Consider the following 26,550-nt stretch of genomic DNA (forward strand, 5'->3'; position numbering starts at 1 on the left):
TAGGCAAGGCTAAATATCAAGTGCCGGCATTCAGACCGCACATAGCCGCCCTTTACCGTGATTGGTTGGAGCCCTGATGAACCTGTTCAACCTGCGCCGGTCGGCAGCCGCCGCTGTCGCCGAGCCCAAGCGTGCGCCGGTGACCGTGGCGGATGCGCCGCAGTTGTCCCGCGAGCGCCTGATGCCGAGCACCGAACGTGCGCCGCAGATGTTCGTGCGTGGTCAGGGTTCGTGGTTGTGGGACAGCGAAGGGCATGCCTACCTGGATTTCACCCAGGGTGGTGCGGTAAACAGCCTTGGCCACAGCCCCAGCGTGCTGGTCAAGGCACTGGGTAACCAGGCCCAGGCACTGGTCAACCCAGGTTCCGGTTATCACAGCCGCGCGCTGCTGGCACTGGTCGAACGCCTGTGCCAGAGCACCGGCAGCGACCAGGCCTACCTGCTCAACAGCGGCGCCGAAGCCTGCGAAGGGGCGATCAAGCTGGCGCGCAAATGGGGCCAGCTACACCGTAACGGCGCCTATCACATCATCACTGCCAGCCAGGCGTGCCATGGCCGCAGCCTGGGCGCGTTGTCGGCCTCCGACCCACTGCCGTGCAATCGTTGCGAACCGGGCCTGCCGGGTTTCAGCAAGGTGCCGTTCAATGACCTGGCGGCGCTGCATGCAGCAGTGGATTCGCGCACCGTCGCGATCATGCTCGAACCGATCCAGGGCGAGGCAGGTGTTATTCCGGCCACGCAGGCGTACCTGAAGGGCGTCGAAACACTGTGCCGCGAGCTGGGCATCCTGTTGATCCTCGATGAGGTGCAGACCGGCATCGGCCGTTGTGGCGCCCTGCTCGCCGAGCAGAGCTACGGCGTGCGGGCCGACATCATCACCCTGGGCAAGGGCCTGGGTGGTGGTGTGCCGCTGGCGGCCTTGCTGGCGCGCGGTAGCGCTTGCTGCGCCGAGCCGGGTGAGCTGGAAGGCAGCCACCATGGCAACGCGCTGATGAGCGCTGCTGGCCTGGCAGTGCTCGATACCGTGCTGGAGCCTGGCTTTTTCGAGCATGTACAGGACAGCGGTCGCCACCTGCGTGAAGGCCTTTGCCGCTTGGCGGGGCGATATGGCCAGGGCGAGGCGCGCGGCCAAGGCCTGCTGTGGGCCTTGCAACTGCAGGAGCGCGTCGCTCAGGACTTGGTCAAGGCTGCCCTGCATGAAGGCCTGCTGCTCAATGCCCCGCAGGCCGATGTGGTGCGCTTCTCGCCCGCGCTGACCGTGAGCAAGGGCAACATCGACGAAATGCTCCTGCGCCTGGCCCGCGCCTTTGCTCGTCTGCATGCACAGCAGCAGGCCCGCCGGGAAATGCCGGCGTAACCGAATTCAACGAACCGTCTGGCGTTTCTGCGCATCGCCCTTGGCCTGTTTCATTTGGCCAGGGGCGTTTTTTTTTGCCCGGTATTGCAGGGGTGTGGAACCTCTGCGAAGCGCGGCTAGTCTTTGTTGAGACCCTTCAGGAGAGACTCGCATGGACTTCATTCGTATCATCATCGCCATCCTGCTGCCGCCACTTGGGGTGTTTCTGCAGGTGGGCTTCGGCGGGGCATTCTGGCTGAATATTCTGCTGACCCTGCTGGGGTACATTCCGGGGATCGTGCATGCGGTGTATATCATCGCCAAGCGATGAACGCATTGGGGCCGCGTTGCGGCCCTTTTAGCGACGAAAGGCCAGATTCAGTGAGGGACCTGGCCTAACACCCGGCAATAGAACTTCCACTCCTCTTCCAGCGCATGCGCCAGGTTCTCTGCCTGTCGGAACCCGTGTCGCTCCCCCGCATAAAAGTGCCCTTCGGCCTCTATGCCATTTGCCTTCAGTGCATCGAGCATCAGGCGCGTCTGCTCCGGCACCACCACAGCATCTAGTTCACCCTGGAAGAAAACCACCGGCACCTTGATCTGCGCGGCATGCAGCAGTGGCGTGCGTGCGTGATAGCGCTCGGCGTCTTGCAGTGGGTCGCCGATCAACCAGTCCAGGTAATCCCCTTCAAACTTGTGCGTGGCGCGGCTCAGGGCAATGGGGTCACTGACCCCGTAGAGGCTGGCCCCCGCTCGGAACACGTCGTGGAACGCCAGGGCGCACAGCGTGGTGTAACCGCCCGCGCTGCCACCGCGGATGAAGGCCTTGTGCGGGTCGATCAGCCCCAGCCCGGCCAGGTGCGTGACCGCCGCGCAAGCATCCTCGACATCCCGCTCGCCCCAGTGCAGGTGCAGGGCCTGGCGATAGTCCCGGCCATAGCCGGTACTGCCCCGGTAATTCAGGTCGGCGACGGCGAAGCCGCGCTGGGTCCAGTACTGGATGCGGGGGTCGAGCGCCGGGTAGCAGGCCGACGTCGGCCCGCCATGGATAAACACCACCAGGGGCGCGGGCGCCTTGGCGTGCATGGCCGGGTAGAAGAAGCCATGGGCGATGCCGTTGCCACTGGTGTAGCGAATGGACTGCGGCATGCTGATGGCTTCGGCGGGCAGTACCTCGGCACCCCCTGCCAGCACGCGTACCTCGTGATTGCTGCGGTCGATGGCAATGACTGCCGCCGGGCTGACGGGGGATGCGGCGATGGCATAGAGGTGCCCGTCATCCATGGCCAGGCTGCGAAAGCGCGTGTAGGCACTGGCGAAACGTTCTACCGGTTGCTCGGCGGTGCGCAGCCCCAACTGCCCAAAACCGCCCTCGAACCAACTGGCCACATAGCTTTGCGGCCCCAGGGCCAGCCAACTGCTGGCGCCAAGTTGCCAGGGCGCCGAGGCATGGTCGGCGGGTTCGGCGGGCAGGGCCTGCCAGTGCCCGTCGACTTCCCCCCAGGGCTGCCAGAAACCGTCGCGATCAGACAGGCAATACAAGCGGCCCTGCGCGTCGAAACGCGGTTGTTGCAGAGACTCGTCCTGGCCTGCCACGCAACACGCAGGCCCCCATGCGCCGCTGCTGTCGCGTTGGCGAAGTAGCAGGCGCGTGTGTGTCCAGGGTTGTGCCGGGCGGTCCCATTCGACCCAGGCCAGGCGCTGCCCATCACTGCTCACGGTGGGTGATGCGTAGAAGTCGGCGCCTTCAGCCAGCACCTCGCGCGAGCCTTCGCGCAGGGCAATCAGGCGATGCTCCACGGTTTGCCCATGGCGCTCTTCGACCGCCAGCACTTGGCCGTCGTGCCAGTGCACATCGCCGTAGCGGCACTGCTGGTCGTCGGTAAGCCGCTTGGGTACGGCACCGTCCAGCGTCTGGGTATAGAGCTGCTGATCTTTCTCGTTGACGAAGACCAGCCCTTCACCGCCGAGGCAAAAGCTGCCCCCGCCATATTCGTAAACCCGGCTGCGCACGCTGAAACCATCCGGCGTCAGGCACTGGGCCTGGTGTTGATGCCAGTGCCAGATTCGGCAGGCACCGTCGGCCGGGCGAAACTCGTTCCAGAACAAGCCGGTGGGGCCGACCTTGAGCTCGGCGAAGTCGGTACCAGCGGCGACGGCCTGGGCTGCGCTGAATTCAGCCGCGGGCGATGACACGGGAGTTTCGATCATTGCGGAAGGTCATCTCTTCAATGGCGAGTTGGGCGGTTTCTGCCTCCTCGCGGGCCTTGAGGATGATGCCGTGATCCGCCGATTTTGCGCACACCGGGTCGGCGTTGCTGGCATCGCCGGTGAGCATGAAGGCCTGGCAACGGCAGCCGCCGAAGTCCTTTTCCTTCTCGTCGCAGGAGCGGCAGGGCTCAGGCATCCATTGGTAACCGCGAAAGCGGTTGAAACCGAACGAGTCGTACCAGATGTGGTGCAGGTCGTGGTCACGCACGTTGGGGAACTGCACCGGCAGTTGGCGGGCGCCGTGGCAGGGCAGGGCGGTGCCGTCCGGGGTGATGGTGAGGAACAGGTTGCCCCAGCCATTCATGCAGGCCTTGGGGCGTTCTTCGTAGTAGTCAGGGGTGACGAAGATCAGCTTGCACGGGTTGCCTTCGGCCTTGAGCTTGTCACGGTATTCATTGGTGATACGTTCGGCCCGCTGCAGCTGTGCGCGAGTCGGCAGCAGCCCCAGGCGGTTGAGGTGCGCCCAGCCATAGAACTGGCAAGTGGCAAGCTCGACGAAGTCGGCCTCGAGCGCAATGCACAGCTCGATGATGCGGTCGATCTTGTCGATGTTGTGCCGATGGGTAACGAAGTTGAGCACCATCGGGTAGCCGTGGGCTTTTACGGCACGGGCCATCTCCAGCTTCTGCGCGAAGGCCTTCTTCGAGCCGGCCAGCAGGTTGTTGACCTGCTCGTCGCTGGCCTGGAAGCTGATCTGGATGTGGTCCAGGCCGGCGGTCTTGAACTCGGCGATGCGCGCTTCGGTGAGGCCAATGCCCGAGGTGATCAGGTTGGTGTAGTAGCCCAGCCGGCGCGCCTCGCCGATCAGCGCGGCGAGGTCCTGGCGCACCAGCGGTTCGCCACCGGAAAAACCGATCTGCGCGGCGCCCATTTCGCGCGCCTCGGCCATCACCTTGAACCACTGCGCGGTGCTCAGCTCCTGGCCCTGGGCTGCGAAGTCCAGCGGGTTGGAGCAGTACGGGCATTGCAGCGGGCAGCGGTAGGTCAGCTCGGCCAGCAACCACAGCGGCAGGCCGACCTCGGGCGTGGCCGGCAGGTCAGGCGAGGACGATCCAGTGTTCGCCACGGGCCACCTCCATGAACTGCTCGATGTCGTCGGCCACTTCCGGGACATCCGGGAACTGCTGGGCCAGTACGGCAATGATCGCCGCGACGTCGCGTTGGCCGTCGATCAGGCCGCCGATCAGCGCGGCGCTGTCGTTGAGCTTGATCATGCCCTCGGGGTACAGCAGCACATGGCCTTTCTGGGCCGGCTCGTACTGGAAGCGGTAGCCGGGGCGCCAGTTCGGCACCTGCTTGCGATCGAAACTCATAGGGCTATCCCCTTGTGCCAGACCCGTTCCTGGGTGACCGAATGATAAGGCGGGCGGTTCAGCTCGTAGGCCATGCTCATGGCATCGAGCATGCTCCAGAGGATATCCAGCTTGAACTGCAGGATCTCCAGCATACGCTCCTGGCCCGCGCGGGTGGTGTAGTGCTGCAAGGTAATCGCCAGCCCGTGCTCGACATCACGCCGGGCCTGGCCCAGGCGGGTGCGGAAGTATTCGTAGCCGGCCGGGTCGATCCAGGGGTAGTGCTGTGGCCAGCTGTCCAGGCGCGACTGGTGGATCTGCGGGGCGAACAGCTCGGTCAGCGAGCTGCTGGCCGCCTCTTGCCAGCTGGCGCGGCGGGCAAAGTTGACGTAGGCGTCTACGGCAAAGCGCACGCCGGGCAGCACAAGCTCCTGGGAGCGCAGTTGCTCAGGGTCCAGGCCAACGGCCTGGCCAAGGCGCAGCCAGGCTTCGATACCCCCGTCTTCGCCAGGGGCGCCATCGTGGTCGAGCAGGCGCTGGATCCACTCGCGGCGCACTTCGCGGTCCGGGCAGTTGGCCAGGATCGCGGCATCCTTCATCGGGATGTTGACCTGGTAGTAGAAGCGGTTGGCTACCCAGCCCTGTATTTGCTCGCGGGTGGCGCGGCCCTGGTACATCGCCACGTGATAGGGGTGATGAATGTGGTAGTAGGCGCCTTTCGCGCGCAGGGCCTGCTCGAACTCGGCAGGGGACATCGGCAATGGGTCGCTCATCAGGCCTCCTTACAACGCGATGCTCATGCCATCGAAGGCGACTTCAACGCCCCGACGCTGGACCTCGGCCCGTTCAGGCGAGTCTTCATCGAGAATCGGGTTGGTGTTGTTGATGTGGATAAGTACCTTGCGCTGGCGCGGGAAGCCATCGAGCACTTCGAGCATGCCGCCTGGCCCGTTCTGCGCCAGGTGGCCCATCTCGCGGCCGGTGCGGGTGCCGACGCCACGGCGCTGCATTTCATCGTCTTCCCACAAGGTGCCGTCGACCAGCAGGCAGTCGGCGCCGTGCATCATCGCCAGCAGCTTGTCGTCGACCTGGCCAAGGCCTGGGGCGTAGAACAGCTTGCCGCCGGTGCGGGTGTCTTCGACCAGCAGGCCCAGGTTGTCGCCCGGGTGAGGGTCGAAGCGGTGCGGTGAATAGGGCGGCGCGGCGCTGCGCAGGGGGAAGGGGGTGAACCGGAGGTTGGGGCAGGCGTCGATGACGAAGCTGCCTTCCAGCTCGATGCGGTTCCACTGCAGGCCGCCGTTCCAGTGGCTGAGCATGTTGAACAGCGGGAAGCCGGTGGTCAGGTCCTGGTGGACCATGTCGGTGCACCAGACCTGATGCGGGCAGCCTTCGCGCAGGCTGAGCAGGCCGGTGGTGTGGTCGATCTGGCTGTCGAGCAAGACGATGGCATTGATGCCGGTATCGCGCAGGGCGCGGGCCGGTTGCATCGGCGCAAAGGCCTGAAGCTGGGCGCGGATATCGGGCGAGGCGTTGCACAGGACCCAGTGCTCGCCGTCGTCGGACAGCGCGATGGACGACTGGGTGCGCGCCGTGGCACGCAGGCTGCCGTCGCGATAGCCCTTGCAGTTGACGCAGTTGCAGTTCCACTGGGGGAAGCCGCCGCCGGCGGCGGAACCGAGAATCTGGATGTACATGGCCACTCTCTACCGGAAAACCGTATCCGAAAAACACAAACGCCCCGGCGGGCCGAGGCGTCGAACCGTAAGCAGAGCTTAGCGGTTGGCGAAGTACATGGTGACTTCGAAGCCGATACGCAGATCAGTGTATGCAGGTTTGGTCCACATGGGATGACTCCTTCCGAACGGGTTGGGTTGGTCAGCTACTTGTTGGGTACCGCCGGGCGCCGGAGGTTCCCTTGACTGAGATTGCGCTATCTTACAAGAAAAATTTGTACTGAAAGGTTAATTATTGGAAAAGCGCCCTTGCAGTTCACGTAACAATACGCCTTTGCTCTTCACCAAGCTGGGCCTGGTGCGGCCGCATTGGCCAGGCAGAGCCAAGGGGCGCGGTGGGCAAGAAGGCTGCCTAGGAGCACGTCCAGATCGGCCTGTTGCGTCATCAGGATAGACCGGTGCAGGTCATTCAGCCTGTCGGATTGTATCGCCATGTGTGCCTGCCATGCCCACTCGGCCACCTCGGCATTGGCCATGGCCGATTCGACGAACTGCTCGGCCAAGGCTTGCCGGGCGGTGCAGTCCAGTGTCACGCCCTGGCTTAGCAACGCATGCAGGTGAGCGAGTATTTCGGCATGGCTGGCATGGGGCGACTGCACGCCGAACAGCAGGCCATTGCAGCCTTCTATCTGACGGAAGGCGCTGAAAACGGCGTAGCCCAATTGCAGCTCCACCCGTAGGCGTTGGTACACCGGCCCTTGCAACAACTGGGCGAGCAGGCGGCCGCTGGCTTGCTGGTTGGCCGCCACCGGGCAGAACAGCAGCAGGGCGTTTTCGCTGCCTGCGAGCGCAGTGTCAACCCAGCGACGGCCCTGCCAAATGGGCAGTGGCGTCGCTGTGGCGCCCTGGCCTGGGCAGGCGCCCAGCACGGCGCCAAGGGCGGCCAATTCTTCAAAGCCCAGCGCCAGGCCGTGCCAGCGGGCAGTTGCCCATACCTGGTCAAGCAGTGGCTGGTCGAGTGTGCAAGGCGGCAACGGCTCGGCATTGCTGCCAAGAATGGCGTCAGGCAGTTGCTTGAGCAGGGCTCTGATCGGGATCTGCGCGGGTTCTGGGTTCGGCTGACCTTGCCAGCTATCGTGTGAGGGCGCGTTCAGCAAGGCGAGGGCTTCATCGACGGCGCGGAGCACCGCTGAGGGTTGGCCGGCGCAACGTAGCTGCCAATACTCGCCAGCTTCGCTGAACTGCAGTTGCAACGCCGCCTGTTCGGCGCGTTCCTGCAAGGGACGCAAGGCCTGGCACAGGATGGGAAACAGCGCACGTCGAAGAGGTGAAGGCAGGTGCCAGCGCAGGTACAGCGCCGCGTACTCGCGTGTCGGTGGCAGCGCGTCGCTGATGGCCAATGCCACGGGTAACGGTGCCTTTGCGGCGAGCGGCTCGGCCGTCAGCAGAGGGTCGGCGGCGGGTATCTGCCATTGACCAAGGCTGGCGTAAGGGAGGCTGGCAAGCAGTGCCTCCAGTGCGCGTAAAGCTTGCTTGTCGAGTGCTGCGAAAGGCTGGTCTGCGCTGTCCCGTCGTGCCAGTTCAAGCGGGCTGGCGGCCCGCTCGCGGCTGCGTTGCAGTTGGCCGAACTGGGCATTGAGGTGCTGCAGGTCGCTCTGGCGAATAAAGCCGAACCAGCCGTGCAGCAATGCGATAGCTTCGTCGACAGAGGCGTCGGTTCCGAGCTGCAAGTCGATGTGCCAGAGCATCTGCCCGGCGAAAGCATACAGCGGTTCGGCTTTGACTCCCCGCAGCCAGCCGCGCTGGCGAAGCGCGTTCAGCCATCCGCCCGGGCGGCTGTCGCCTAGCAGGTCGATCAGTAAGCCAAGCGCGCGTTCGCCACCTTCGGGCAGGCCTTCATGGGCGAAGATGAACGGCTGATCGGCCGCCAGCAGCGGCGGCGGCATTGCTTGCTCGGCACGCCCACCGGCCGGGAACAGGCTGCCAAATTGCCGGCCCAGGCGCTCCAGTGCATCCAAGGGTTGTGGGCCGCACAGGCTCAGGGTGACCTGCCCGCCCTGGTAGAAGCGTTGGTGAAACATCCCGAGAGCCCGTTGGAACGCCGGGTCCTGCAGGGCAAGGGTAAACCGGTTGCCGGCATGAAAGCCGCTTAATGGATGCTGCGGCGAAACCGACTGCAGCAAGGCGAACTGCTGTTGTGCCTGCGGGTTACGTGACCAGGCGATGAACTCGGCGTGAATCACCTCACGCTCTTGGCGCTGGCGCTCGATGCCAAGGTCGGGCTCGACCAACATCTGGCACAGGCGCTCCAGCCCTCCGGCCAGCGCCGCCGGTGGGACTTCGAAGAAGAAGTCGGTGGTGCGCTCACGGGTGCTGGCGTTGACCTGGCCGCCGAGGGACTGGACGTAGCGCATCAGCCCATGCTGCTGCGCGAATGTACGGGTCCCGAGGAAGAACAGGTGTTCAAGGAAGTGGGCCAGCCCAGGCCATTGCGCCGGGGCATCGTGGCTACCCGCGTGCACCCGCAACGCGGCCGCCGCGCGCTTGAGGCGCGGGGCATGGCGCAGGGTCAGCTGCAGGCCGTTGGCGAGGGTGAGGTGGCGCGTAGCGTCAGGCATGAGGGGCTCCGGTCAGCCTTTACTCAGATGCAGCTCCTGGCGCAAATCGGTCAGGTAGGGAAATGCCTTGCGCCCCTCTATCACGCGCTCATGCGCAAGCTCCGCCAGCAACTGGCATTCATCCCGCCCGGCCATGGCCAGCAGGCTGCCATCCGGGCCGATGATGCTGCTCTGCCCGCAATACTGGATTTCATCCTCGGCCCCGCAGTAGTTCGCATACACCAGGTAGCACTGGTTCTCCTGTGCGCGTGCCCGTACCGTCACCTGGCAGATGAAATCGTAGGGCGTCATGTTCGCCGTCGGCACCAGGATCAGTTCCGCGCCCGCCAGCGCCAGGCGCCGGGCGTTCTCCGGGAACTCGATGTCATAGCAGATCAGCATGCCGACTTTCCAGCCATCCAGTTCCACAACCGGGAAGTGATCGGCGCCTGCGCTGAACATCGACCGGTCAAGCTCCCCGAACAGATGCGTCTTGCGGTAGTTGCACAGGCTGCGACCCTGGGCATCGATCAGTTGCACGCTGTTATAGATCGCGCCGTCATCGCCCCGCTCCGGGTAGCCATAGACGATCGCGATGCGATGGGCCTGGGCGATTTCCACCACATTCATGGCCGCTAGGCCATCACTGGCCTCGGCCAGGCGTTCGACCTGGGCCAGGCCGATGTTGTAGCCGGTCAGGAACATCTCCGGGCACACCAGCAGTTGAGCGCCGCGCTCAGCCGCCAGTTGGGCCTGGTGCTGCAGCCGTTGCAGGTTGCCTGGCACGTCCAGTGGGTTGGGTGCGCCTTGGAACAGAGCGATGCGCATGGCGCCTCCTTGTTTCAGTCGGCCAGCGCGATAGGGCCGATTTCATCGAACACATCGCCTGGGCCTGGGTTGTCCGGGTGGGTCTGGCCACCGAAGTGGTTCATGATACCCCACACGGCATTGAGCGAAGTCTGCACCGCGCCTTCTACCCAGGCCGGCGTCCACGACACGTCGTCACCAGCGATGAACATGCCGCGTTGTTCGGCGGGCATGTCCTGCTGCATGAAGTGCGCGTACATGCGCTGGTTGTAGCGGTAATGGCCCGGCAGCGCGCCCTTGAAGGCGCCGAGGAAGTGCGGGTCGGCCTCCCAGGAAATGGTGATCGGGTCGCCGATGATGTGCCCGGCGATATCGGTCTTCGGGTAGATTTTCTTCAAGGCGTCGAGGGCCAGTTGCACGCGCTTTTCGACCGGGTGCGGGAGCATTTTCAGCGCATCGCTCATCCACGCGTAGGACAGGCAGATCACACCGGGTTTGTCGTCGCCGTTATCGAACAGATAGGTACCCCGGGTGAGGCGGTCGGTGAGGGTCATGCTCATCAGGTCGCGGCCGGTTTGCGGGTCTTTGTCCTTCCAGAACGGGCGGTCGACCATGACGAAGGTTTTCGACGATTGCATGTAGCGGGTGCGGTCCAGGGCCATCCACATCTTCTGCGAGAACAGCGATTCTTCGCAGTCGATCTGGGTGGTCAGCAGCCAGGTCTGGCAGGTGGCGAGCACGGCGGCGTAATGGCGGGTATCACCCCAGTTGTCGGTGACCGCAAGCCGGCCATCGGCGGCACGGGCGATGCGTTTGACCCCGGTGCGTGGCGCACCCCCGTGTAACGAGCTGAGGCTGGTGCCTTCAGGCCAGTGGGCGCAGCGCTCTGGCGCATGCCGCCAGATACCTTGCGGCACCTGCTCCACGCCGCCCACCACCAGGTGCTGGTGATCGTCGCAGTTGGTCATCACCACGCGGAAGATTTCCAGCATCGAATTGGGGAAGTCCGAGTCCCAGCCACCGGTGCCGAAGCCGACCTGGCCGAACACCTCCCGGTGCTGGAAGCTCAGCTTGGCGAATGAGCGCGAAGTGGCGACGAAGTCGTAGAAGGTGCGGTCGTCCCACAGGGGCACCAGCGTGTTCCACAGTTCTTTGAGGCGCGGTACATCACGGTCGCGGATCGCCTGCTGGATGTCGGCAAATTGAGCGCCGCTCTCCAGCGCGTCGGCCCAGGCGTTGGCCACTTCATGGAACAGCTCAGGCAGGTCGGCGACTTTCTCGGCGTAGTAGGTCTGGCCTTCCAGGTCGATCACCGTGCTGCCGGAGGCCGGCGTCAGCGGGTTGGGGAAGGGTTTGGTCTCCAGGCCCAGCTTGTCCACATAGTGGTAGAAGGCCGTTGAAGAAACCGGAAAGCGCATGCCGCCGAGCTCGGCGATGATTCCGTCGGTGCCGTTGAAGGCTTGCGAGCGCAACCGGCCACCGAGCTTCGAGGCCTCATAGACCACTGGTTTGAGGCCCAGCTTCATCAGCTCGTAGGCCGCCACCAGGCCGGCGATACCGGCACCCACGATCGCCACTTCTTCGCCATGCCGCTGGGCAGGGATGCTGCCCAGGCCAGCCGGGTGTTCCAGCCAGTCATCGAAGGCGAAGGGGAAGTCCGGGCCGAAGATGGTGATGGGTTTTTTGCCGTCGGCGGGGTGGCGGTTCTTGTTGTTCATGAAGTGACCTTGCCAGAGGGGCTGCGCGGAGGGCGGAGCCTGAGTATAGGAGATGCCTGGGGGTCATTTTAGGGAGCGGGGTGTTCGTAATTAAGGTGCAGAGTGTTGGAGGAATGTAGTGGTTTTAGTCGAAATGTATTCAGTTAAAGTCATTGTGACGAAACAGGTCAACGTGGCGGCATGATCCACAGTTCAGGAGGCATACTCGCCAGTCAGTAAACCTGATCGCCAGCCACTTCAGAGCGGCTGCCCGCGGTCGACCTTGCTGCTCAAGATGATCGACGTAGTGGTTTTTTCCACCCCGTCGACACTGCCGATCTGGTCGAGCATCTGGTCCAGTTGTTCTGGCGAATCGGTCCGCAGCCAGGCCACATAATCGAATTCGCCACTCACCGCGCACAATTGCTGCACCTGCCCCATGGCACTCAAGCGCCGCACCACTTCCTTGCCGGAGCGGGGCTGCACTTTGATCCCGACATACGCCTGCAAACCACCCCCGATCACGTGCTGGCCAAGGCGCACGCCGTAGCCTGAGATCACCTTGTTCTTCTCCAGCCGCTCCAGGCGCGAGTTGACCGTGGTGCGCGCGATACCGAGCAGGCGGGCGAGGGTGGCAACGCTTTCGCGGGCATTGATCTGCAGCAGGGCGATCAGCTGGCGATCGATTTCATCCAGCGTGATGGGGCGGGCATCCGACATGGCAAGTCTCTACAGTGGGCCCGCTAGCCTAGCCAGCCAGTGGCCGCCAGGGCAAGGCTGCGTCGCTGGCTTTGTTTCGGCATCATGGCAGGCCGTACGCAGTGGAGCCACGCCATGAACCTCGCAAACCTGCTCGAATGCTGGCGACTGGAAGTCTCCAACAAGAAAAAGCCCGGGCGCCGTATCAGCCTGCTGTTCAACGTGCTGCGCCGCGCCCGCAAGGATAACAAGCTGCGCTTTCTCTTCGCCTTCCGCCTGGCCCAGTATCTGGATGCACGAGGCGGCCTGGGCCGGCGGCACGCCAAGCGCATGCAGCAGCGGCTTAATCTGAAGTATGCCGTAGACATCGACATCGGCGCACAGATCGCGCCCGGGCTGCGCATCGCCCATCTGCCTGGCGTGGTGATTACCCGTCACGTGAGCATCGGGCGCAATTTCTTCATTCGGCAGAATTGCTCGATCGGCATCAAGACCCTTGGGCTGCAGGCGTATGCGCTGCGCATTGGCGATAACGTCAGCCTGGGCGCCAGCAGCTGCATTGTTGCCGACCGGATCAGCATTGGCGATAACGTGGTGATTGGGGCCATGTCGCTGGTGATGCGCGATATTCCGGCTGACACCACGTTCTACAACCCCCGCCAAGCAGAAATGCGCGTAACCACCCTGTAATCCTTGGTCGTTGATCTTCAGCAAACTTGCCGGCCGGTTGATCTGCGTGGACGGAATGGTGGCCGATTGATATCTTCCGCCGCCCCGCTCACTGCGATTTAACCTCACGTCATGCAAGGATTCGCGCTATGAACAAGATGACAGTCAGCCCCTGGTTGATGGTCTCCCCGGATGGGCCGCTGACCTATGCTCGTGGCGGTCAGTTGGTGCATTTGCGCCAAGGTGGACTGGACGGTGCGTGTGGCCCATACAGTGTGGTGATGGCCCTGATTACCCTGGGCGTCATGGGTTATGGCGAAGCCAGGAACATGTATCTCTGGCATGGCAACAGCCGCGAAGGGCGTTTTCGTTCCGAAATACGTAGTTTGGGCGCACTGGTTTCAGAAGGCACCGACCACAAGGACATGCTGAGGCTGGTCGAGTGCTTCAGTGGTGTGGGGGTGGGCGCTGAGTACGTTACTGGCAGTAAAAAAGACATTGTTCAACAGGTCCAGGATTCAATCGACTGCATGTCTGCCCCGATTATCGGGGTGCGCTGGCCTGGTGGCAGTGGCCACTGGATGATGGTGGTCGGTTATCAGGGTTATGAAAACGAGGGTGATTTCCAGATCACTCACCTGTTATGCCTGGACCCCGGCAGCGAAACACCTCGCACAAGTTTGTGGAACGCGGTTATTGAAGTGTTCAACGAAGATGGCAGTTCTGTGGCAAGCGGCCCGCTCCCCTCCATTCATTGGGGGTATGACGGTAAACAGGAAAGCTGCCGTATCGAAGATGCAATCTTGATCTGCAAAGCCTGACCAAGTTGAAATGACAAAGCCGCGCGATGGCGCGGCTTTGTCATTGTTACAGGTTCGTATAAAAGCTGTTGCAGACGCGTTGGTTTATCCTGGGGATAGTCGGACTTATCATTTAAGCAACGTCAAACCTCGGTATTCAGGTTGCTGACGTTGAATAATTGTTCGTTTTACAAAGTTTCGTGCCAACAGGGCCGTTCTAGCGGCCTGCCTGAATAACTGACCTTTCATCTAACGCTGATGATCTTGGCGATTCTTGCTATTGGCAGGCTGCGCAGCCTGACTTCTCTGGCGGCGTGCTTGCGCCCTGATGGAACAACCATGCATATACCCACAGAGCTTACACAACCATGACGGATGACACGTGTTCCAACGCGGGGAGGCGCTCGTTAAGCAGTGCCGCTCGACTGCTATTTGCGCTACTTGTAATGTGTGTGGCGCTGGGTTTGATTTACGGCGGTTGCAAACTATTGGCACTGGGCGGGTCAAGTTACTACCTGCTGGCGGGGCTTGCCTACGCCGTGTTGGCCGTAGCCGTGTGCTTGCGCAAGCGTATCAGTATTGTACTTTCGATTCTGATATTCCTGGCCACCTGCGCCTGGGCATTTTACGAAGTGGGGCAACTTAGTTACTGGCCACTGCTGCCGCGTCTGGTGGTCCCGGCCATCATCCTGACCCTGAGCCTGTGGGTGGGCGCTGCACTGCCCACTACCTCTTCGAGCACACGCCGAACCGCCAATCGCTCCGGGTTTGCCCTGTTGCTGGCATTGATCGCCACGTTCATCGCCGCCTTCTTCCCACATGGCGGCATCTCGAACCCCATCGCAGCAGGTAGCCTGACAACCCCAGACGCTGCCTCCACAGCCCCGGAAAACTGGGAGTTCTTTGGGCGCAGCGCCTCGGGCACGCGCTTCGCGCCCTACACGCAAATCACCCCGGAAAACGTCAAGGACCTGCAAGTTGCCTGGACCTACCGGACCGGCCGCAGAACCAGCGGCCCAGGTGCGGGTGTCGACGAGAACACGCCATTGCAGATCGGCAACGTCCTGTACTCGTGCACGCCGGAAAACCTGATCACCGCGCTTGATGGCGATACCGGCAAACCCCTCTGGAAGTTCGACCCTCACGCCAAAAGCGAAGAGCATGTGACCTGCCGTGGCGTGGGCTATTACGACATCGACCGGGACGACAGCCTCAGCGCCGAGGTAAAAGCCTCTCACGCCAGCGACCAGCAATGCCGCCAGCGCATCCTGGTATCGTCGGTCGATGCCCGGCTGTTTGCCCTGGATGCACACACCGGCACCCTTTGCCCCAACTTCGGCGAGGACGGTTACGTTGACCTCAAGAAGGGCATGGGGCCAACGGAAAACAGCAAGCGCTACCACCCGACGTCTCTGCCTGTGGTCATGGGCCACCTCACAGTGGTGGGGGGCTGGGTACGTGACATCGTGGCCGGCGAGCCTTCTGGTGCCGTGCGTGCATTCGATGTGCTGAGCGGTTCGTTGGTATGGGCCTGGGATGTCGGTGCGCCTGAGGGTACCGACACTGCGGCGGCTGACCATCAGTTCGCGCTTGAAACACCTAACGTATGGACCATTCCCACCTACGATAAAGAACTGAATCTGGTCTACCTGCCTACCGGCAATGGCCCACCTGACTATTGGGGTGGCGACCGTAACCAGGTGAAAGAAAAGTTCGGCACAGCCATTGTCGCGGTCGATGCATCGACAGGTAAGGCCAAGTGGGTTTTCCAGACTGTCCATCATGATGTCTGGGACTACGACCTGCCTTCGCAACCCGTGCTGTACGAGATGAAAAACGCCCAAGGCACCAAGACCCCGGTGCTGATCCAGACCACCAAGACCGGCCATATCTTCGTGCTGGATCGCCGCACTGGCCAGCCGGTCACTGAAGTTCAGGAGCGCCCTGTTCCCACTTCACCGGCCGCAGAAGGCGAACACCTGTCACCGACCCAGCCGTACTCGGCGGGTATGCCCGTCATTGGCGCGGACCCGCTGACCGAGCAATCGATGTGGGGTGTGTCCACTTTCGACCAGCTCTACTGCCGGATCATGTTCAAGGACTCGGTGTATGTCGGCCCGTTCACACCGCCCTCTGAAAAGCCGTACATCGAATGGCCAGGGCTGTTGGGTGGCATGAACTGGGGTGGCATTTCTATTGATGAAAACACCGGCATGATGTTCGTCAACGACATGCGCATGCCACTGCGCATGTCGTTGGTAACCCAGGAAAACACCCGCAAGTACAAAGTGTCGATCGATGAGGTGCCTGGCTTCATGGGCACTATTCGGCCGCAGGTCGCGGGCATCTATGGCGGTGTGAAGATCGACATCCTCCAGTCGCCACTGGGCGTACCGTGCAATACGCCACCGTTTGGCAGCATGAGCGCGATTGACCTCAACACCCAGAAACTGGTGTGGCAGGTGCCACTGGGCACGGTTCAGGATACCGGCCCACTGGGCATCAAGACGCACCTGCAGATCCCTTTGGGTATGCCGACACTCGGCGGCCCTACTTCGACGGCATCCGGCCTGGTGTTCTTCGCGGGCACCCAGGACTACTACCTGCGTGCGCTCGACTCGGCAACCGGCAAAGAAGTGTGGAAGGCCCGCTTGCCAGTAGGTGCCGTAGCAGCGCCGCTGATCTACAAGTCCCCCACGACCGGCAAGCAGTATGTGGTGATTTCCGCTGGCGGCATGAGCCACTCGCCAGATGTGGGCGATTACATCATCGCTTACGCATTGCCTGACGGCAGCAAGCCGTAACGGCTCTGGTGCACTACGAAAAATCCCCGCTCGCGGGGATTTTTTTTCCCGCCAGTCAGCCCATCACGCAAAAGCCAGAACTGTTCAACGACTTCTCAAGCAAGGAACCCGCGCAAAATGTCATTACCCCTCCGCGCCGTGCTGGCCGGCAGCCTGTGCAGCGGTTTATCGCTTTGCCTTCTGCCACTGCCCTGCGCATTGGCCGATACTGCCCACCTGATGACCCAACCTACACTCACCGGTAACTGGGGCGGGCAGCGTCAGAGGCTGGAAGACCAGGGTATCAAGCTGACGGGCGACTACACCTCGGAAACCATTTCCAACCTGCATGGCGGTATCAAACGCGGTACCCACTATGCACAACAGATACGTTTGGGCGCTCAGTTTGATTTGAGCAAACTGCTCGACACCCCAGATGCCGGGCGCGTGCAAGTACTGCTCAACGATCGTCGCGGCCACAGCGCCACCGAAGACCTGATTGGCAACCGCATGTCCGCGCAAGAGGTCTACGGGGGCGAATATACGCGGCTGACCGAGTTGAGTTACCAGCGCACGCTGTTCTCGCCAGACCTGTCCACCAAGCTCGGTTACATGGTCATGGGCACCGATTTCGGCGGCATGCCGATCCTCGCCAACTTTGTCAGTGCAGGCTTTTGTGCGCATCCGCTGACCATGTCCAGCGGCAGTGGCTGGGGCAACTACCCGACCGCACATTGGGGGGGCGAGTTGCGCTATGACGTCAACCCGTCGCTGACGCTGCAAACGGCACTGTTCCAGGTCAACCCGGGGTACAACGCGCGCGTCTCCAAAGCGTTCGCTATGCCCAGCAACGGCACGACGGGCGCTATCTTGCCGCTGGAGGCGATCATCAATAACCGTGCATTCCTCAATGGCCAATACAAAGTTGGCTGGTACTACGACACGTCCGATTACGCCAAGATTGGCGGCACCGGCAAAAGCAGCAGCCGTACAGGCGCTTACCTGCTGGTGGATCAGGCGATCTGGCGCGACGAGCAAGACCCGGCCAGTGTGCTGAGGTTGTTCGGGCAAGCAGCCACCAGCAACGCCGCGACCTCGCCAATGCGCCGCTGGTACTCGCTGGGCCTGGTTAAACAAAAGCCGTTTGCCAGCCGCCCGCAAGACTCCATTTCCTTTGGCTATGGCCGCGCCGTTATCAACCCGCGCACGCGGGGTGTGCAGGAAGCTGCTGCGGCCTACTCAGATGACACTGCCGTCATTACCGGGCTCGATAGCGGGGAGCAAGTACTGGAACTCAATTACGGTGCACAAGTAACACCGTGGCTACTGCTGCGCCCGGACGTGCAGTACTACATCGAGCCTGGGGCTTTCTTTGGCAAGCAAAGAGGCAATGCGCTAGCGGCTGGGTTGCAGGTCAAGATGACGTTTTAACCGTCTACCTTCGGACCCAACCTCGGACTGATACGGGTGGGATAAACCCGAAAAGCAGAAAGCCGCGCAATGCGCGGCTTTGAATATGGTGGGCCCACACGGACTCGAACCGTGGACCAAAGGATTATGAGTTGCTGGGCTAGGCGGTATGCCTAGAGAAATCACTCAAAGCTTGGCGTAGGTTAGCATAGCTGGAGGCCATGCAATACAAGGGGTTGAGCGTAGATTTGGTAAATCAGGTGAAGCTAGCCACTGTACCCAAGGAGTACCGATCTATTAGGGTGAGTCAATCGCAGATTCCTAGCCCGACTTGGATTGGCCTTCTATGGCGGGGCGCGAATTTCGCATGCTCCAGAATGCGGTTAATACAAGCTTGCAGTGCCAGAATGCCCCCAGGTAATTTCAGGGGGAGGTAGTAATGCTATGAGGGCAGATCGGCTGGATCTCATCGATAAGCAAGTGACATTGATCCTGGCTCTGAAGCGTGGACGGTCGCATACCTGGTGTCTGAGGCTGTGGAGCCGATTTATCAAAGCCAGGGATGGGTATCAATGCGTGGTTTGTGCGTCGAGTGATCGCGTCCAGGCTCATCATATTTTTCGCAAAACCCTTTACCCGTCTGGCTCGTTCCAGCCCGGCAACGGTATTACGCTTTGCCATGAGTGTCATGAGCGGCAGCACGCCACATTCAACGGGAAGCCTTTTCTAGATTTGCCAGTGGATGCTCAGGGTGGTGATAACCTGAATGACTCTTTCGTCTATTTAGATCGCTTGATAGAGTCTGCGGATGCTCGAGGTCACGAGCACGATGACTTCTATTACATTGATGATCACATGCTGTTCTTTTTCATGCGCCTCCAGCAATGCGAGCACATGCGCCAATTTGTGGGGGATAGCAAATATAGCCGTCTGAAAATTGCTCATGAGGTATGGCGGACATCGTCACCGAGCATGGTGAGAGCGCTCATTCGAGCAAACCTGGGTGGGTGTTGGTCACCATCGTAATCGACCAGTCTGCCTATAGCCTGCTTCGGCAGCAGACCCGGTGCAGGCTCGGTACCCCGTATGCGGTTCCACCGAAATGGTCTGGGGCAACGTATATGCCTGTGATATCATATCGCCGTAAGCCACTTCGTAACGGGCTCTAATATCCCTCGCTGTTAACGACTCAGAAAGGAAGACTAGATTGGCAGATAAGGACGACTTGCACTTTGATGTTAGTACTGGCCTCAAGCGAGTGCTGGGGCGTGAACTTATCACAGATGACGAAGTGGCGATTTTTGAGCTTGTTAAGAACTCGTTCGATGCTGGGGCTGATGATGTACAGTTGTACTTCGGTGACGATATTATTGTCATCGCAGACAATGGCTTCGGTATGTCTTATGAAGATCTTACTGAGAAATGGTTGTTTGTTGCATACTCTGCGAAACGCAGTGATCGTCCTGTTGATGACTATCGAAATATTGCCGCTGAGCGCCGCCATTATGCGGGTAGCAAGGGTATAGGTCGTTTCTCGTCAGATCGTTTGGGCGCAAAAGTAATAATACAAAGTCGTCCTAAAGGGCGTAGCAAGTCAGTCAATCGCTTGACGGTTGATTGGGATTTATTCGAGCAAGATGCTAAGGAAAAATTTGAGAATATTCCTGTTCTTTATGCTGAACAGACGGATTTTGATCTGCCGAGTGAGCTTAAGTCATTCTGTTCGACTCTAAAGCACGGTACAGCGGTTATCATTTCGCGACTGAGGAGGCCTTGGCCAAGGCAGCGTATTCTTGATTTGAAAGCTTCTCTAGCAAAACTTATAAATCCGTTTGGTGAGGAGACTGATGGTTTTAGTATCCATATCACCGCGCCGGCCGAGAAGTCTGAGGATAAGCGGCTTTCGAAAAGCGTTGGCAAAGACAGCGAAGGAGTGCTGAATAAAGACTTAGTCAACGGTCGAATTGGCAATTTTATCTTTTCAACTTTGCAGGATAAAACCACGTTTATTCGAGTTTCCATCGATGGTGATGAGTTACACACCTCGCTGACTGATCGGGGGGAGGTGATTTATCGAATTGTCGAGCCAAATCCATATCAATATCTGTCTAACGCTGAATTTAGATGTGAAATATACTATCTGAATCAGTCTGCGAAGATTACATTTGCTAGACGTGTTGGTCTCCCATCTGTTCAGTTTGGGTCGGTTTTTCTCTTTCGAAATAATTTTCGAGTCTATCCTATTGGCGAGGATGGAGATGATTGGTTTGGTTTCAGCCGTCGTAAGCAGCAGGGTTATGCGCGGTTCTTGGGGACGCGTGAAATAATTGGACGTGTTGATGTCTCCGGCTCTGATGAGGACTTCCAAGAGGCTTCGAGCCGAAACCAAGGGTTAATTGAAACACCAGCAGTGGAGCAATTACAAAAAGCGGTGATGGAGCACTGCTTGAAACGTCTGGAGAAATATGTCGTACCGGTGTCTTGGGGTGATAAAACAGACGCTAATACGGATGATTTATCCAGGCTTTTGACCGATCCCGGCCGGGCGAGAGTAACGGCGGCTGTCGCTAGTCTGGTTGATAACGATAAGGTGCGTTTGGTTGAGTACAGCACTCGTCTCATAGACTTGATCAATGAGCGATCCAGTGACTTTGAAACCTCTTTGGTGGGTCTACGCGCGATTGCAGAAAAAATCGACGACTCGCAAATGCTGGCCCGCATTGACCTAGCCGAGCGCCGATTTGACGACTTGAAAAAGTCGGAATCTGATGCCCGACGTGTCGCCGACCAGGCGCTTGCAGCTGCCGAGGCAGCAAATCGGCGCGCAGTTACTGCTGAGGCAGAGATAGAAACGGAGCGGCGCCGGGCGCACTTCCTGGAATCCTTTGTCAATGTGGACTCTGCAACGATTCTAAATTTGCACCATCAGGTCACTATTTATGCGGTAGACATTGCCCAGCAGATAGAGAATTTCCTGACGGAAACTGCCAGTGCAAAAATGATTCCTCGTGAGAGTGTACTTAAAACTCTAGAGCAGATGGCTTTTCTGAATAAGAAGGTCATGTCGGTAACGAAGTTTGCAGCTCGCGCTAATTTTAAGCTTGACTCGGAAAAAATTGAAACCGATCTCGCTGCGTTTATTTACGACTATATAGAACAAATCGCACGGACGACAGGAACTGCGAGGCTGCAAATTGTTGCCGAAAATAATCATCCGGGTATTAAGCTTCGCTTCAATCCGATAGATGCTTCAATTATCGTCGATAACCTTATAAGTAACGCTAGAAAAGCTAAAGCGACCCGTATCAATTTCTCTCTTGATCAAGAGGGCAAAAGTGGACTGGTCATTAGCGTTGGCGATAATGGTCGTGGTCTGGCCGCTGGAACTAATCGATCTCAGATTTTCGAGATGGGCTATACAACGACGCTAGGGTCAGGACTAGGCCTATATCATGTTCGGCAGGCTCTTGGAGAAATGGGCGGTAGTATTGAGCTCGATGACAGCGTAAAAAAAGGATTAGGTCTGATCATCAAGATTGCCGCTAAGGGGAAAAAAGCGTGAGACTCGACTTTAATGTGTTGTGGGTAGATGATCAGCCTGATCGGGTGGCTGCGCAGATTACAAGTATTAAGCATAGAATGGCTGCTGAGGGTTTCGAGTTTAGACCTCGGCAGTGTACGACGATTGCGCAAATGGAAGCCGCCATCTCTGAAGAGGTTTTTACCGACGAAATTGACCTGATTTTAGTGGACTGGGACTTAGGTAACAATGAGCACGGAGAAGATGCTATTGAGCGGATTCGTCAGATTGTCCAATACAAAGATGTTGTCTTCTATTCCGGTCAATTGACCGTAGTAGAACTGCGCGAAAAGGCTTATCTAAAGCAACTCGAAGGTGTTTACTGCGCGGGGCGTGCAGAGCTTGTTGATGAAGTTATAGGTGTCTTCGACTCTCTTATAAAGAAAGTCCTTGATCTTGACCACACTCGCGGAATAGTTATGGGGGCGACAAGCGACATTGATTATATGGTTAACACATGTTTAGCCTTGGCCCATCAGAAGCTCGATGAAGCGGGGAGGGTTGTGTTCGTCCAGGAAGCAATTAGGCGAGTTACTGAACAAGTCGCCAATGTCACTAAACAAGGCGAGAGGCTCAAGGGTGAACCGAGTGTTGAGGCTATTTTCAAAGCTCATATGCTCTTTACTTCGGATCACCGCCTTCGCATGCTCGCCCATGTCCTTGGTATGGATAACTTTAGGGACTACGCATTTGGCATAACGACTGTAAACGATTACCGCAATGGGGTTATTAGTAATCGCAATACCCTCGGGCATGCAGTACTGGTTCCCAATGGGAAACCTAACTCTGTCGTGGACGATGCCGGGAAAATTGTAGACATCGACACAATGCGAGAGTTACGTAAATTGATTCTAAATCTGCGTACAGATTTCCGCGTTTTGCTGGATAGTATGCAGAGCTAAGTTAATATTTGAATTTTTATTGTCGACTGTGTTGGTTGAGTCACTAAGTAGAGCGGCCAGTGTCTCACCAATTGCGCGTGCCGCAAGAGGCGGAACGGCATTGGCTACTTGAGTGAAGCGTGGGACTTCTGTCTTGCGTCGATGCCCCCCTGAGGTATATTTTCCTTGGAAAGAATACCAGTCAGGAAAACTCTGTAGACGTGCATTTTCTCGTACTGTGAGTGTGCGTGGTTCAGAGTAATGAAGCAGATCGTCTGGCATACTTGTGATTGTCGGCGACGGGCGATCTGGGTCTAGGACGCGTAGCGCCATTTTTTTTAATCCGAAACGGGCACGCATTTCTGAACCGATATTGGTATTTAAACGGCCGTTAGCGTGGCTGAGTGCAATAATTTCCGAAAAACGATGTGCAATGTGCTCCGCATGGCGCGCGAGTCGTAAGTCGGAAGGTCTATCACACCCTGTATTCATCAATTTTTGGTAATGAGTAAGCGGGCCGATATATCGCGTCTCCTCAAACCCCTTGGTGTCAGCTGATTCCTGTTTTCCGTTTCTCGAAACTTCAAGATCAGAAATGGCAGATCCTGATGATACTGGCGCAGTGAGGCGCAGTGAGCGTAAAAACGATGGAAGGGAGCGCTGAAGATGATCAAAGGGATCAGGCACATTCAGTTCAGAACGGAATGCAAGAACAAAATAACGTGTTCTGGCCTGTGGTACACCAAAAGCAGATAAATCGAGCAGGCTTTCGTGAACGGTATAAGAGTCGGATAGCTGGGCTCTTAGAAGTTGTGAGAAGTTCTTGGTTTCGTCGCCAGTGTCAAAGTCAATTGTGAATCCGCGAACGTTTTCGATCAAGACCGCTCGTGGCTTTATTATATCTACCAGGCTGAGATATGAGGCAAACAGCTCATTACGAGGGTCATCATGCTGTCGTCTTCCTGCGCTAGAAAATCCCTGGCAGGGTGGCCCACCAACGAGCAGGTCGACCCCTCCGGCAATCTCTTCTAGATAGTCGCGATAGTCATTTAAGAGCTCCACGATACCTATAGCTTCAGCAGGGAGCCAGTGAGGCCAATCGTATGAATGTCTTCCGTTCTTCGCCAAAAGGTTATGTTTAAGGGTTGCGAAAGCGAATTTGTCTCTCTCAATCGCAAAGCGTCCAGTCAAGCCCGCTTGCATCAAGCCGAGTGACAAACCTCCACAACCAGCGAAGGCGTCGATGAACGTCAATGGCTTGGCAAGTGGTGCTGGCATCGGAACTCAACTTCTCAGAAAAATGTGGGCGTATTGGGACGATTATGCACGGCTGAAGGTGTGAGAGCCAGGTCGCGCTCTGGGTATTACGGCAAGGTGGTTTCCTCGACAATCTACAGCGCGCTTGACCGAGGTTACGTCTTTGCACGTGAGTAGTCTCTAAAGTACGCACCGGGTCCTCACATGGCGTGCCGCGGCGTTGGCCTCAACCGTGCTATGTCATGCTTGACGCGTAAGGGTAACTCAGTCCTGATGCTGCGTCAGGTACTGGAAGGTTTTCTTGGGTACAACGCCTGGCTCAAGGTGGTAGAGCGGTCCCCACTGCTATTCATCAGTAGCGTTTTGAGCATCAGGCACAGCTTCCGCCGAGCGAGCAGCGAGATCCAGTAGGGTTTCTACACCACACGCCCCAAGGATTTGCCGTAGGCTCGTTCGGGTGATGAAGCAGGGCTCCTGGGCGGAAAGGTCGTCTTGGTCTCCAATGAAATGAATATCTGACGTGTCCACGGGGGGCTTCATAGATTACTCCTGAGAAAAAAATTTCCGGCGTGATTCCTGAGCCAGGTTATTTAAGACCCTAGTCTTGCGGCGGCTTTTTGTTAACAAAGATTTGAAATCCCGTCATCTTCTGCACTTAACCCATAGCAATGCTCAATCATGCTTCATGACAGATGCGACGTTCTGAATCGCGCTGATTGTCGTTTGGCTCAGGTTAACCCCGTCTGCGACAGTTATGCCCGCGAGCGCGAGGTGAACGGGCAGAAAAGTGACCGTGCCGAGTAGCCATTTCCCTAATATAAATTTCAGCACAAGTGCTCCAGCGTAGGGGGGATTTTTTTGCCGCTAAAATTTCAGTGCCTGGACCAGCCGAAGCATTTCGGCTTGGGTGGTCTCAATCTGGGCGTTTACTGGATCGCGGTAGCGATGGCCTCGCAGAGCAAGACCGCATTGAGTGCCGGAGGCGCGAATACGCGTTGGTAAAGTTAGCTAGCCGACTTGTCGGTTAGCTAACTTCACCTGTCTTGCCCTGCAAATCGCAATAGCATGCCCGATTGCCTCTGGCTGTTTGAACCGATAGTCAGGGTTTCTAGGCGTGAATAATTTAGAATTTTTCAGCATTAACAATGCGACTTGTTAGTAAATGCTCAGCGGAATACAGCTTTGGTTATTACGACAAAGGAGGTTATTCGATAAAATAACTCCTAAGTGTTCGCTTCCGAACGGTCGTTGCCTCTGGCAATGTTTTTGACGTGACGGCTGAAGGCTTGGTATCCAAAGTCAACTACGCCCTCAGCTCTAAGCGTCGTCCAGATGCTCAATAGAGAGCAGCCACGGTGAATCGCCTCCAAGATTTCTTGTTTGTGTATGACTACTATCGCCCGGTGAACGGCGGGGCTATCTGGAGCGTTGTTCCTGATTACCCTCTCCGCGATCCTCTGGCTTAGCGATTTGGCTATGGCGTGGTGTTTTTCATTCAACATGAAATGTCCCCCAAGTGTTGTTAAGGGCCAAAAGCATTCAATCTGGCCTACATCTGTTTTTCTTTAACTTACTCAATGCGTCTAAGCCTACGCTCGACGGTTCTGTAGGCGTAACACTTGAGGGGCAAACTGAGGAAGCCGGCGCCGCGCTTTCGGCAGGTAATGGTGGATTACTGGCTGACGCTGGCTTGGGTGGTAACGGCTTAAAGTTGTATTGGCCGTTCCGGTATCGCTTGATTACCCCGTGTAGCCATGCGAGCTAGGAGGTCCTGATAGACCCCGCTTTGACTGCGGCACAGAAGTCATCGAGCATCCTCTGACGGTCTTCTGGATCGACCTGTTCCAGAGCCTTGCGGACTGGAGCTGTGTCTCCGCGAGCATGGTGGCAGTGAACTTAAGGCTCTTTACGTCACCCGCGTTTCCCCGGAGCGGGGTAGTAGTTTTTTTGCTTTTTGGGGTTTTTGTTTTGTAAGTATTTATAGGGCCACGCTTTCCCGACGATGGTTCGTCCGAGTGCGGATTTTCCGCATCCGGGATTTTGCCATTTTTCTGACGGGCATCAGCCCCTGAAGCCGTATCGCGAAGGAACCAACGGACCCCATTCCTACCGCGACCCATCATACTGCCCAAGATCGTTGTTAATCTGCTCCACATCCAAGTAGCCAGCGATCTTCAGCTCGTCTATTCCAGAACGAACTGCGGAAACACCATCTTTGTTCCACCTGGCAATTTTTCAATGCTCAAGTTTTTCGGGTTCGGAGGTAGCGAAAGCAGTAGGGCCAGAATTCCTTTCGCTTTAAATGTTAGTTTTTTATCATTGAAAATATGGTTGTGAATCACTGTGTAGCCCTTTTCAGGTTTGATCCTCTCCATCCTTAGATTTATGCCCATGGAGTTATTCCTGATCTAAAGCTTTTGCTACGTCAGATGTCCGGAAATAGACCCTTCTACCAATTTTCACTTTGCACGGTGAAAACTTGCGCGAGACCTCGTTGTCGCCGCAAAGGCTGAGGCGCAAGCCATTTTTGCTTCTCAGTAGTATCTCCGCTAGCTGGTCAATGGAGAGAAGCGGCGCGCCGTTGTATTTCTCCAAGATGGCTTGTTCAGTGTTCATAGCAATACTCCAGGTCCGAAAATCTGAAGTAATCCTAGATAAATTTCGAATAGTTTCAAAGCTATTTATGTAAGTTGGTTAAGAAAATAATAAATATCCTTTGTTTTCAGTGTGTTAATTTTTTAATTTCGATATATCGGTTTGTTGATGTACGTATTTTTCAGCTTTAAGGGTGTCTGATT

23 protein-coding genes are annotated in these 26,550 nt (G+C 58.0%); 9 read left to right on the forward strand and 14 right to left on the reverse strand.

The annotated features are described in order from the left end of the window. Nucleotides 1-76 precede the first annotated feature (76 nt). On the forward strand, nucleotides 77-1,357 hold the full coding sequence (locus LJX93_RS01875) for an aspartate aminotransferase family protein (protein ID WP_047583696.1): 1,281 nt from the start codon (nucleotides 77-79) through the stop codon (nucleotides 1,355-1,357). Between the two features lie 151 nt (nucleotides 1,358-1,508). Beyond that, complete coding sequence (locus LJX93_RS01880; RefSeq protein WP_003177654.1) at nucleotides 1,509-1,667, forward strand: YqaE/Pmp3 family membrane protein; 159 nt, start codon at nucleotides 1,509-1,511, stop codon at nucleotides 1,665-1,667. A 47-nt stretch (nucleotides 1,668-1,714) separates the two neighbouring features. Here LJX93_RS01880 and LJX93_RS01885 read toward each other — a convergent pair whose 3' ends face one another. The 10 genes from LJX93_RS01885 to LJX93_RS01930 all read right to left on the reverse strand — a co-directional run bounded on the left by LJX93_RS01885 (nucleotide 1,715) and on the right by LJX93_RS01930 (nucleotide 12,393). Beyond that, nucleotides 1,715-3,547 (reverse strand): S9 family peptidase, encoded by a 1,833-nt coding sequence (locus LJX93_RS01885; RefSeq protein WP_033703080.1) that lies wholly within the window; start codon nucleotides 3,545-3,547, stop codon nucleotides 1,715-1,717. After that, the gene (gene pqqE / locus LJX93_RS01890) at nucleotides 3,513-4,673 is read right to left on the reverse strand and encodes a pyrroloquinoline quinone biosynthesis protein PqqE (RefSeq protein ID WP_033703079.1); all 1,161 of its coding nucleotides are present in this window, start codon (nucleotides 4,671-4,673) and stop codon (nucleotides 3,513-3,515) included. The genes LJX93_RS01885 and pqqE overlap by 35 nt, the downstream gene beginning before the upstream one ends. Then, nucleotides 4,645-4,920: a pyrroloquinoline quinone biosynthesis peptide chaperone PqqD gene (gene pqqD, locus LJX93_RS01895; RefSeq protein WP_033703078.1), complete on the reverse strand. Its 276-nt coding sequence runs from the start codon at nucleotides 4,918-4,920 to the stop codon at nucleotides 4,645-4,647. Before pqqD ends, pqqE begins: the two co-directional genes overlap by 29 nt. Then, complete coding sequence (gene pqqC / locus LJX93_RS01900) at nucleotides 4,917-5,672, reverse strand: pyrroloquinoline-quinone synthase PqqC (protein WP_047583697.1); 756 nt, start codon at nucleotides 5,670-5,672, stop codon at nucleotides 4,917-4,919. The genes pqqD and pqqC overlap by 4 nt, the downstream gene beginning before the upstream one ends. A 9-nt stretch (nucleotides 5,673-5,681) precedes the next feature. Then, a complete protein-coding gene (pqqB, locus tag LJX93_RS01905; RefSeq protein WP_033703075.1) occupies nucleotides 5,682-6,593 on the reverse strand; it encodes a pyrroloquinoline quinone biosynthesis protein PqqB in 912 nt (303 codons plus the stop codon). Nucleotides 6,594-6,671: 78 nt separating this feature from the next. Further along, nucleotides 6,672-6,743 carry a pyrroloquinoline quinone precursor peptide PqqA gene (pqqA, locus tag LJX93_RS01910; protein ID WP_003243383.1) on the reverse strand — a complete coding sequence of 24 codons (72 nt, stop codon included), beginning with the start codon at nucleotides 6,741-6,743 and terminating at the stop codon, nucleotides 6,672-6,674. 170 nt (nucleotides 6,744-6,913) lie between these two features. Continuing rightward, the gene (gene pqqF / locus LJX93_RS01915) at nucleotides 6,914-9,190 is read right to left on the reverse strand and encodes a pyrroloquinoline quinone biosynthesis protein PqqF (protein WP_227696698.1); all 2,277 of its coding nucleotides are present in this window, start codon (nucleotides 9,188-9,190) and stop codon (nucleotides 6,914-6,916) included. Between the two features lie 12 nt (nucleotides 9,191-9,202). Continuing rightward, the gene (locus LJX93_RS01920; protein WP_095065465.1) at nucleotides 9,203-9,997 is read right to left on the reverse strand and encodes a carbon-nitrogen hydrolase family protein; all 795 of its coding nucleotides are present in this window, start codon (nucleotides 9,995-9,997) and stop codon (nucleotides 9,203-9,205) included. Nucleotides 9,998-10,011: 14 nt separating this feature from the next. Then, the gene (locus LJX93_RS01925) at nucleotides 10,012-11,694 is read right to left on the reverse strand and encodes a flavin monoamine oxidase family protein (RefSeq protein WP_047583699.1); all 1,683 of its coding nucleotides are present in this window, start codon (nucleotides 11,692-11,694) and stop codon (nucleotides 10,012-10,014) included. A 237-nt stretch (nucleotides 11,695-11,931) separates the two neighbouring features. After that, nucleotides 11,932-12,393 (reverse strand): Lrp/AsnC family transcriptional regulator, encoded by a 462-nt coding sequence (locus LJX93_RS01930; protein WP_033703070.1) that lies wholly within the window; start codon nucleotides 12,391-12,393, stop codon nucleotides 11,932-11,934. Between the two features lie 114 nt (nucleotides 12,394-12,507). Between LJX93_RS01930 and LJX93_RS01935 the strand changes: the two genes are divergently transcribed. The 7 genes from LJX93_RS01935 (at nucleotide 12,508) to LJX93_RS01960 (ending at nucleotide 22,516) form a co-directional block, all read left to right on the forward strand. Further along, on the forward strand, nucleotides 12,508-13,062 hold the full coding sequence (locus LJX93_RS01935; RefSeq protein WP_095065467.1) for a serine acetyltransferase: 555 nt from the start codon (nucleotides 12,508-12,510) through the stop codon (nucleotides 13,060-13,062). A 128-nt stretch (nucleotides 13,063-13,190) separates the two neighbouring features. Beyond that, complete coding sequence (locus tag LJX93_RS01940; protein WP_033703068.1) at nucleotides 13,191-13,862, forward strand: hypothetical protein; 672 nt, start codon at nucleotides 13,191-13,193, stop codon at nucleotides 13,860-13,862. Between the two features lie 425 nt (nucleotides 13,863-14,287). Beyond that, nucleotides 14,288-16,645 carry a membrane-bound PQQ-dependent dehydrogenase, glucose/quinate/shikimate family gene (locus LJX93_RS01945; RefSeq protein WP_265106050.1) on the forward strand — a complete coding sequence of 786 codons (2,358 nt, stop codon included), beginning with the start codon at nucleotides 14,288-14,290 and terminating at the stop codon, nucleotides 16,643-16,645. A gap of 117 nt (nucleotides 16,646-16,762) precedes the next feature. Then, on the forward strand, nucleotides 16,763-18,055 hold the full coding sequence (locus LJX93_RS01950) for a carbohydrate porin (protein ID WP_227696700.1): 1,293 nt from the start codon (nucleotides 16,763-16,765) through the stop codon (nucleotides 18,053-18,055). Nucleotides 18,056-18,478: 423 nt separating this feature from the next. After that, a complete protein-coding gene (locus LJX93_RS27410; RefSeq protein ID WP_414004131.1) occupies nucleotides 18,479-19,060 on the forward strand; it encodes an HNH endonuclease in 582 nt (193 codons plus the stop codon). 181 nt (nucleotides 19,061-19,241) lie between these two features. Next, entirely contained in the window at nucleotides 19,242-21,596 is a 2,355-nt protein-coding gene (locus tag LJX93_RS01955) for a sensor histidine kinase (RefSeq protein ID WP_227696702.1), read from the forward strand. Next, a complete protein-coding gene (locus LJX93_RS01960) occupies nucleotides 21,593-22,516 on the forward strand; it encodes a hypothetical protein (protein ID WP_227696703.1) in 924 nt (307 codons plus the stop codon). The genes LJX93_RS01955 and LJX93_RS01960 overlap by 4 nt, the downstream gene beginning before the upstream one ends. Here LJX93_RS01960 and LJX93_RS01965 read toward each other — a convergent pair. The 4 genes from LJX93_RS01965 to LJX93_RS01980 form a co-directional block, all read right to left on the reverse strand. Further along, nucleotides 22,466-23,773 carry a DNA cytosine methyltransferase gene (locus tag LJX93_RS01965; RefSeq protein ID WP_227696705.1) on the reverse strand — a complete coding sequence of 436 codons (1,308 nt, stop codon included), beginning with the start codon at nucleotides 23,771-23,773 and terminating at the stop codon, nucleotides 22,466-22,468. The two genes, LJX93_RS01960 and LJX93_RS01965, sit on opposite strands and share 51 nt — an antisense overlap. Nucleotides 23,774-24,975: 1,202 nt before the next feature. Further along, nucleotides 24,976-25,254 (reverse strand): TraK family protein, encoded by a 279-nt coding sequence (locus LJX93_RS01970; protein WP_227696707.1) that lies wholly within the window; start codon nucleotides 25,252-25,254, stop codon nucleotides 24,976-24,978. 681 nt (nucleotides 25,255-25,935) lie between these two features. After that, the gene (locus tag LJX93_RS01975) at nucleotides 25,936-26,145 is read right to left on the reverse strand and encodes a hypothetical protein (RefSeq protein WP_227696708.1); all 210 of its coding nucleotides are present in this window, start codon (nucleotides 26,143-26,145) and stop codon (nucleotides 25,936-25,938) included. A 4-nt stretch (nucleotides 26,146-26,149) separates the two neighbouring features. Next, nucleotides 26,150-26,368, reverse strand: coding sequence for a DNA-binding protein (locus LJX93_RS01980; protein ID WP_227696709.1), 219 nt, complete (start codon nucleotides 26,366-26,368; stop codon nucleotides 26,150-26,152). Nucleotides 26,369-26,550: the final 182 nt, after the last annotated feature.

The sequence above is a fragment of the Pseudomonas sp. HN2-3 genome (assembly GCF_020691745.1).
GTDB classification, from domain to species: domain Bacteria; phylum Pseudomonadota; class Gammaproteobacteria; order Pseudomonadales; family Pseudomonadaceae; genus Aquipseudomonas; species Aquipseudomonas capeferrum.

What these genes read in the sequence shown, in the direction of transcription:
- LJX93_RS01875 (WP_047583696.1), top strand. Translation starts at nt 77, where the DNA reads ATGAACCTGTTCAACCTGCGCCGGTCGGCAGCCGCCGCTGTCGCCGAG.
- LJX93_RS01880 (WP_003177654.1), top strand. Translation starts at nt 1,509, where the DNA reads ATGGACTTCATTCGTATCATCATCGCCATCCTGCTGCCGCCACTTGGG.
- LJX93_RS01885 (WP_033703080.1), bottom strand. Translation starts at nt 3,547, where the DNA reads ATGATCGAAACTCCCGTGTCATCGCCCGCGGCTGAATTCAGCGCAGCC.
- pqqD (WP_033703078.1), bottom strand. Translation starts at nt 4,920, where the DNA reads ATGAGTTTCGATCGCAAGCAGGTGCCGAACTGGCGCCCCGGCTACCGC.
- pqqC (WP_047583697.1), bottom strand. Translation starts at nt 5,672, where the DNA reads ATGAGCGACCCATTGCCGATGTCCCCTGCCGAGTTCGAGCAGGCCCTG.
- pqqB (WP_033703075.1), bottom strand. Translation starts at nt 6,593, where the DNA reads ATGTACATCCAGATTCTCGGTTCCGCCGCCGGCGGCGGCTTCCCCCAG.
- pqqF (WP_227696698.1), bottom strand. Translation starts at nt 9,190, where the DNA reads ATGCCTGACGCTACGCGCCACCTCACCCTCGCCAACGGCCTGCAGCTG.
- LJX93_RS01920 (WP_095065465.1), bottom strand. Translation starts at nt 9,997, where the DNA reads ATGCGCATCGCTCTGTTCCAAGGCGCACCCAACCCACTGGACGTGCCA.
- LJX93_RS01925 (WP_047583699.1), bottom strand. Translation starts at nt 11,694, where the DNA reads ATGAACAACAAGAACCGCCACCCCGCCGACGGCAAAAAACCCATCACC.
- LJX93_RS01930 (WP_033703070.1), bottom strand. Translation starts at nt 12,393, where the DNA reads ATGTCGGATGCCCGCCCCATCACGCTGGATGAAATCGATCGCCAGCTG.
- LJX93_RS01935 (WP_095065467.1), top strand. Translation starts at nt 12,508, where the DNA reads ATGAACCTCGCAAACCTGCTCGAATGCTGGCGACTGGAAGTCTCCAAC.
- LJX93_RS01940 (WP_033703068.1), top strand. Translation starts at nt 13,191, where the DNA reads ATGAACAAGATGACAGTCAGCCCCTGGTTGATGGTCTCCCCGGATGGG.
- LJX93_RS01945 (WP_265106050.1), top strand. Translation starts at nt 14,288, where the DNA reads ATGTGTGTGGCGCTGGGTTTGATTTACGGCGGTTGCAAACTATTGGCA.
- LJX93_RS01950 (WP_227696700.1), top strand. Translation starts at nt 16,763, where the DNA reads ATGTCATTACCCCTCCGCGCCGTGCTGGCCGGCAGCCTGTGCAGCGGT.
- LJX93_RS27410 (WP_414004131.1), top strand. Translation starts at nt 18,479, where the DNA reads ATGAGGGCAGATCGGCTGGATCTCATCGATAAGCAAGTGACATTGATC.
- LJX93_RS01965 (WP_227696705.1), bottom strand. Translation starts at nt 23,773, where the DNA reads ATGCCAGCACCACTTGCCAAGCCATTGACGTTCATCGACGCCTTCGCT.
- LJX93_RS01970 (WP_227696707.1), bottom strand. Translation starts at nt 25,254, where the DNA reads ATGTTGAATGAAAAACACCACGCCATAGCCAAATCGCTAAGCCAGAGG.
- LJX93_RS01975 (WP_227696708.1), bottom strand. Translation starts at nt 26,145, where the DNA reads ATGGGCATAAATCTAAGGATGGAGAGGATCAAACCTGAAAAGGGCTAC.
- LJX93_RS01980 (WP_227696709.1), bottom strand. Translation starts at nt 26,368, where the DNA reads ATGAACACTGAACAAGCCATCTTGGAGAAATACAACGGCGCGCCGCTT.